The organism is Longimicrobiaceae bacterium (assembly GCA_035936415.1).
Lineage (GTDB): Bacteria > Gemmatimonadota > Gemmatimonadetes > Longimicrobiales > Longimicrobiaceae > JAFAYN01.
The window spans coordinates 1-6,810 of record DASYWD010000376.1; the positions used below are offsets into that span (position 1 = coordinate 1).

Sequence of the window (6,810 nt, forward strand, 5' to 3'; positions counted from 1 at the left end):
GTGCGGGAGCAGGCGCCGCCCGCCGCCGCGGCGCCCGCTGCCGCACCGGGTGAGCCGCGGCCGGAGCCGATCCTCCTGGGCATCCCGGTGGGCGAGGTGGTGCAGACCCGCCCCATCCGGAGCACCCGCGAGCCGGCGGTCACCCGGAGCCGGGTCGTCGTCCCGCGCGACCGGTAGCCGCTTACCCGATGGACAAGCCGACGGACGTGGTGCGGTGCCGTCTTCTCCCGTGTCCGCTGGCCCCGCCATGAGATCCGCGCAGCACCGCCACCCCGGTCCGAAGCTCCTGGAATTCATCAGGGAAAGGGCGCGGCCGCGGCGGCACGGCCCGACCCTGCTCATGGCGCTGATCGCCCTGGTCCACCTGGCGACCCTGACGAACGGCCCCGGGCCCGACTTCGGGGACGACTGGGCTCTGTACGTGCTCCACGCCCGCAACCTGCTGGAGGGGCGCCCCTATGGCGACACCGGCTACCTGTACAATCCGCTGAACCCCTGGTACAGCCCTCCGACCTACCCCCTCGGCTTCCCGCTCCTCCTCGCTCCCGTGTTTGCGGCGTTCGGGCTCGACTTCCTGGCGATGAAGGTCGTGGTCGCCGCCTCCTTCGCCGGCATTCTGCTCCTGGTCGCACGCTTCGCCCGCCGGGACCTCGCCCCGGTGGCGGTCGGCACGACCATCGCCGTCGTCGGCCTCCACCCGTACCTCTGGCGCTTCCGGCAGAACCTGCTTCCCGACCTGCCGTTCACCTTCTTCTGCCTGGCCGCCGTCCTGCTGATCGACCGCTCGGCCGACCCGGACCTTCCCCCCGGGAGGCGTGTGCCCTGGACCCTGGCCGCGGCCGCAGCAGTCCTCGCTGCCGTGGCGACCCGCACGATCGGGCTCGTACTGGTCCCCACCTGGGCCGTCGTGCTCCTCCTGCGCGCCAGGCGGCCGCGGGGCGTGCTCCTCGTGGGGGCGGTGCTCGCGGGACTCGCGCTGGGAGCCCAGTTCCTCCTGGTCCCACCCGGGGCCGGGTACTACCAGCAGATCCGCGACCTCGCCGCGGCGTACGGCAGCTCGCTGTTCCTGCCCGGCGCGGACCGCGTCAGGCGCATGGCGTACGCGCTCGCGTCGTTGTGGGCGGGCGACGGCGCCGCCGTCGGCCTGCGCCTCGCCACGGCCAAGGCGCTCGCCGTCACCACGGCCGTGCTCGCCGCCATCGGCCTCTTCGCGAGGATCCGCCGTCCGTCCGCCCCGGAGGTCTTCTTCCTCGCCTATTTCGCGGCGGCCTTCCTCTGGCCGGCGACCATCGCGCGCTACCTCGTCCCCATCCTTCCCCTGTACGTCGTCTACGCGGTGCTGGGCGCGTCGCGCGCGGCGCGGGATGCCGGGCGCGCTGGCCGTGCCGGGGTGGCCGTGGTCGCGGCAGTGGTGGCAGCTCAGACCGTCGTGGGACTGTCCGACGTCCACCGGCACCCTTCCTGGGTGGGCACCGCGAGCGGCGACGCGGCGGATCTGTACCGGTACGTCCGGAGCCACACGGGTCCGGAAGACCGGTTCATCGCGAGTCGCCCGCGAGCGCTCGCGCTCTTCGCGGGGAGATCGGCGGCTCCTCCACCCCGCCGGGCAGACGACAGCACCTCTCTGGCGTACCTGGCCCGGGGCGGAATGGACTACGTCGTGGTGCGCACCGGCCAGGACGATGCCCGGGCGCTCGTGGAGCGGAACCCTGCGAGCTTCCGGCCTGTGTACGCGAACCCCGGGTTTGCGCTCTTCCGGATCGCCGCCACCCCCCACGCCGATTCGGCGCACCCGGCCGGCTGCGGTGCCGGTGAGGCTCAGGTCCGGCCCTGCTCCGACAGGTCGATCATGACACCGCAATCCAGGTAGGGCTTGGTGGGGAGCGCGTCCACGTCGTCCAGGCGCCGCAGCACGTCGTGGATGCGCCACACCTGGCCCTGGATGGAGGCCACCGCCTCGCGGTACCGCTCGTACCCGGCGCCGCCCCCGGCGAGCAGCTCGGCCTCCAGGATCAGCCCGGCGAGGGCGTTGTTCAGCTCGTGACGGAGCCCCAGCGCGAGCTGCTGCAGCGCGTTCCGGCGCTCGGAGATGGCCTGCTCCTCACGCGCCCGCTCCAGGCGGCGGATCTCCTCCTTCAGGTCGATCTCCGCCACGATGGTCCGTGCGATGATGCGGAGGACCTCGATCTCCGCGGGGGTCCAGTCGCGCGGCGCATACCCCGCCACGCTGAGCGTCCCCGGCACCCCGGACCCGGAGGAGTGCAGCGGGACGCCCGCATAGCTCCGGAACCCATCGGCGAGGGAGGTGACCTCCGGGTCGAGCGGGAAGGTGAGCGCGTCGTGGACCACGAGGGGCTCGTCGGCGTCGAGGGTGTAGCGCGCGAGCGAGGTGGCGAGCGGCCGGCTGCGTCGGGTCGCCCGCAGGTCGGGGAGCCGGACCTCGCTCTCCAGCACCAGCCCCTCGGAACGGGCCAGCGACACGGTTGCGACGTCCGCCCCCAGCGTCAGGGCGGCGAGACGGATCAGCTGGTCGAGTCCGCCGGCCGCCCCCGGCACCTCGTCTGCGGCGGCACGGGGTAGCTGTTCGGGGTCGTCCATCGGGAATGCGGGGCTCGCCGGCCGCTCCCGGTTCCCGGAGGGGAGGAAGACGCCGGGGACGGGGAGGCAGGTGTCTGCGCGCATGAGCACGGGTTCCGGGGTTCGGCGGACGTGGCGGGCGCGGGACGGACCGGCACGCCCACGGACCGGCGGGGTGCACCCCCCGTGCCGCGCGGAAGCCCGGGGGCGATGTGGGCCATGGCCTTCTCCGCCAACGATTTGTCCTGGGCAGCAGCCGTCCGGCCGCCGCGTCCGCGCCGTAAGTGTAACGGGAGTGCAACAACAGTTCGGGGCAGACGACCCGCACCTCGGGCTGCGCTTGCTGGCGCGAACTGACCTCCCGTGGGAACTGCACCGCCCCTCCGGCGCGGTTCGCGACTTGCCGGGCCCCGGAGCGGGGCGAGCCTGGCGGCACTGCGCACCGGAGGGACGCGATGGATCCCCGAATCCGGGAGGAGGTGGTGAGCTTCCTCCGGGCCTGGCTCCCGGAGGACGCCAGAGAGGGCTACCGCCGGATGGTGGAGCGGGACCCGGAAGGATGGCACCGGCACCCGCACTTCGCCGAGGGGGTGATCGTCCGGCACGCACTCCGCGGGAACGGCTTCACCGAGGAGCTGCTGGGCGTCGCCTCGCTGGAGCCGTACTGGGCCGACCTCCTCGCCCAGGCCGTAAGGGGAGACGACGCGCCGCCCCCACCCGCCGGGTGAGAACGCTGCAGCCGCGTACGGCTACAGCACCCTCGCGATCAGGCCCACCAGCGCCACCGTCGCGCCGATCGCCTGGGTGATCGCCCAGGGATTGTTCAGCACCCGCTGGCGCACCTGGGGCACGTGGATCTGATCGCCGGGGCGGAAGTTCATCTGGTCCAGCGTCCGCCCCTCCGAGATGGCCTGCTGCACCACCTCCCCCTCCACCAGCTTGGCCCCGCGCCGCTCCACGTATACCCTCCGCAGGTCCGCGGTCCCGGTAGGTCCGCCCGCAGCCATCAACAGGTCCGAGATCAGCGACTCCGAGGGGACGGTGTAGAACCCCGGCGAGCCCACCTGCCCGGCGACGGCGACACGCATGAGCGGCTGCACCCGTACGACCGGGTCCACGATGTAGCGCGCCAGGTGCTCGGCGACCCGGGCGCCCATCTCGGAGCGGAGCAGCCCGCCCACCGGGACGTCGCCGATGGTGGGGAGGAACAGCACCGGGCCCGGGCGCACGGTGAAGGTGTCGGAGAGCTCCTGGTTCCCCTCGACGAACACGGCGACCTGGTCGCCCACCTGCACGTCGCCGTCGCGGAGCCGCGTCCGGATCGCCTCCGCTTCCACGCGGATGCGTTCCTTGTACTGGCCGCTGTGGGAGGAGGAGGCCAGGAGCTGCTCGTACTCCGTGAGCAGCTCCTGGAGGTCCTGCCGCGTCACGTGGACCCGCTTGGGGTCCCAGTTCACCGTGCCCTGGGCCCGCGCCGGGACCGCCGCGGCGACCAGGAGGGAGGCCAGGGCCAACAGCCGGAACAGCTTCATCGATCGCTCCTGCCCGAATCGGGTGCGCGAGTTTGGAGTTCGGCGGGCCGCCCCGCCGGGGATCAGGCGCCCTGGAGCTGACGAACCTCGCCCGAGCCCAGGCGGTCGTCCGGAAGGTCCGCCACCTCGTAGCCCGGGAGGTACTCGTAGGCGCTGTACACGCCGTTCGGGAGCGTGCCGTTGACCACGGCGCCCAGGACCCGGATGGGGAGCCGGTCGAGCATGGCCATGTTCGACTCGGCCATGGACCGGCTGGTCACGTCGGTGCGGAGCACCACCAGCATGTCCCGCGTGAGGGTGCCCAGCACCAGCGGATCCACGCACGCGCCCATGGGCGGGCTGTCCACCAGGATTACCGCGTACTCCGAGCGCAGGTCGGCCAGCAACTCCGCCATGGTCTCGGACCCCAGCAGCTCCGGCCCGGCCTGCGTCCGCGTCCCGCTTCCGATCACGTCCAGGTGCGGGTACGCCGTCGTCTGCACGATCTCGGAGGCGGGGACGGTGCCCTGCAGGTAGTCGGTGAGCCCCGGCTTGCGGTTGAAGTTCAGCAGGTGGTGCAGCGTCCCCCGGCGCAGGTCGCCGTCGATGAGGAGCGTCCTGTGCCCCTGCTCCGCGAAGGAGAGCGCCAGGTTCACCGTGACGAAGGACTTCCCTTCGCCGCTCCCCGGGCTGGACACCGTCAGCGCCCGGGACCCCGAGGCCCCGGTGGCGTGCACCACGTTGAGCCGCAGGCTCCGGAACGCCTCCACCAGGTGCGCCGTGCTCCCCACCCCGGTGTCCAGGTGCTTGCGGGCGCGGGGGATCGCTCCCAGCACCGGGAGCCCCAGCCCGCCGGTGACCTGCTCCGGGTACACCAGTTTGGGGTTGAAGCGGTCGAACGCCACCACGCCGGCCAGCACCAGCCCCAGGCTCCCCAGCGAGAAGAGCAGGAAGAGCTGGATGCGCGGGTCCTTGGACGGGCTGAACGGCACCGTCGCCTGGTCCAGGACCCGGATGTCGGGTACGGTGGTCGCCTCGGCGAGGCGCGCTTCCTCGTACCGCTGCTGGAGCATCTTGTAGAGCTGCTCCGCGCTCGCGACGCGGCGCTCGCGGCGCGCCTCCTCGATGGCGCGGGGCGGGATCTGCTGCAGCTGCCCGGCGGCGGAGCCGATCAGCGCGTCGATGGCGGCCTCGCGGGCGGCCAGCTCGGCGTTCAGCCCCGACACGAGCCCGGGGATGGTGCTCCGCTCCAGCGTCTCCACCTCGCCCTGCAGGCGGCGGACGGGATCGTACAGGTCCGTGTACTTGGTGCGCATGGCGCGGAGCTCGGCCTCCTTGGTCGTGAGCTCCGCGAGCGCGGCGCGGATCGTGGACGACTGCTGCACCGAGGGGATCGCCTCCAGGGAGTGCAGCGGAAGCCCGCCGCCCCCGGAGCGCGTCACCCGGGCGATCGCGTCGCGGTCGCGCCGGATCGATTCCTTCTCCAGCTTGAGCTGGAAGTAGTTCTGGAAGACCGGGTCCTGCGTGATGGCCACGCCCGGCGCCACGGGAACGCCGCGCTCGGACGGCATGGTGATGGTCTGGACGCGGAAGCCCTGGAACGACCCCTCCTCCTGCTGGAGGTTGTTCGCGGCGTAGGCGAGCTGCTCCTGGAGGATGTTCGCCGTCTCCTTGAGCTTGGCCCGCTTCAGCTCCGCCGCCACGCTGATGTAGCGGTCCGTGAGCGTGTTGATGACGGAGGTGATCTTGCGCGGGTCGGTGCCGTCCAGCTCCAGCCGGAGGAAGTTCCCCTCCTTGTCGGTGAGCGACGAGCGGAGCGCGCGGCTCAGCTCCACCGCGGCGTCGCGCGGGGTGACCACCGTGAAGTTGACGGTCCGGTCCGGGGTGAGCAGCTGCCGCGGCGGGAGCCAGCTGAACCCGACCGCGCTCCCGATGGAGTCCCCCACCGCTCCTTCCTGCACGGTGGCGCCATCGCGGGTCGCCAGGCGGAAGCTCCGGCCGGACCTGTCCACGGTCAGCCTGTACTCGCCGGGGCGGAACTGCTCCTTCAGCGTGAGCGAGGCGAGCGCCTCCGCGTCCGCCGGGGAGCCGGGCTGGAGGTAGAGCCGCTCCTCGCGCACCACGTGGTCGAGCACCGCGTAGGAGCGGAGCAGCTCCACCCACGCGCTCGCCTGGAGGAGCCCGGCGGAGCGGATCGGCCCGCTGGTGGCGGCCCCCCTGCCCTCCGTCTCGATCCACACGGTGGAGCGGACGGTGTACTCGGGCTGGACGAAGCGGGTCGCGAAGGCGCCGGCCGCCGTCCCCAGCGCGACCACGCCCAGCACGATCCACTTGTACCGCTTCAGCGAAGACAGGTAGCGGCGGAGCGGGTTCGCGGCGGGCTCCACGGCCGCGTCCGGGCGGAAGCCGAAGGCCGCGGGCTGCGTGTCGAGCGGAACGAGTTCCGCCGAAGGCTCGGTGTATCGAGAGGGAGGTCCGCTGTGCATGGGCCGGGAACGTGTGTCGTGCGACGTTGGGAGAGACGGCCGGATCGATGGGGGGTAGAGCAAGCCGGGGGCCGCAGCACCCCGCAGGGCGGATCCCCGCGCCACCGCTCCGCATTCCCCGGGCGCGCACGGCACCCCGGCGCGGCTCGCCGCCGGGTTTTGTTGCACCGGCGCCACACACCCGTTGGAGCGGCGCAACCTCCGCTCCGGGGCGCGGTTTCGCGCCGCCCGGGGCG

Annotated in this window: 5 protein-coding genes; 2 read left to right on the forward strand and 3 right to left on the reverse strand. The window is 72.8% G+C overall.

Annotated features, from left to right (window positions below; genetic code table 11):
• Positions 1-247 precede the first annotated feature (247 nt).
• Positions 248-1,870 carry a hypothetical protein gene (locus VGR37_15205; protein ID HEV2148751.1) on the forward strand — a complete coding sequence of 541 codons (1,623 nt, stop codon included), beginning with the start codon at positions 248-250 and terminating at the stop codon, positions 1,868-1,870.
• On the opposite strand, the gene VGR37_15210 is transcribed toward VGR37_15205, so the two are convergent.
• Positions 1,819-2,682 carry a GAF domain-containing protein gene (locus VGR37_15210; GenBank protein ID HEV2148752.1) on the reverse strand — a complete coding sequence of 288 codons (864 nt, stop codon included), beginning with the start codon at positions 2,680-2,682 and terminating at the stop codon, positions 1,819-1,821. The genes VGR37_15205 and VGR37_15210 overlap by 52 nt on opposite strands.
• Positions 2,683-3,032: 350 nt before the next feature.
• On the opposite strand from VGR37_15210, the gene VGR37_15215 reads away from it, so the two are divergent.
• Entirely contained in the window at positions 3,033-3,305 is a 273-nt protein-coding gene (locus VGR37_15215; GenBank protein ID HEV2148753.1) for a hypothetical protein, read from the forward strand.
• 21 nt (positions 3,306-3,326) lie between these two features.
• Here the strand turns inward: VGR37_15215 and VGR37_15220 are convergent, their stop codons facing one another.
• Together VGR37_15220 and VGR37_15225 are read right to left on the reverse strand one after the other, a co-directional pair.
• Complete coding sequence (locus VGR37_15220) at positions 3,327-4,109, reverse strand: polysaccharide biosynthesis/export family protein (GenBank protein HEV2148754.1); 783 nt, start codon at positions 4,107-4,109, stop codon at positions 3,327-3,329.
• Between the two features lie 62 nt (positions 4,110-4,171).
• Positions 4,172-6,574: a polysaccharide biosynthesis tyrosine autokinase gene (locus VGR37_15225; GenBank protein HEV2148755.1), complete on the reverse strand. Its 2,403-nt coding sequence runs from the start codon at positions 6,572-6,574 to the stop codon at positions 4,172-4,174.
• Positions 6,575-6,810: the final 236 nt, after the last annotated feature.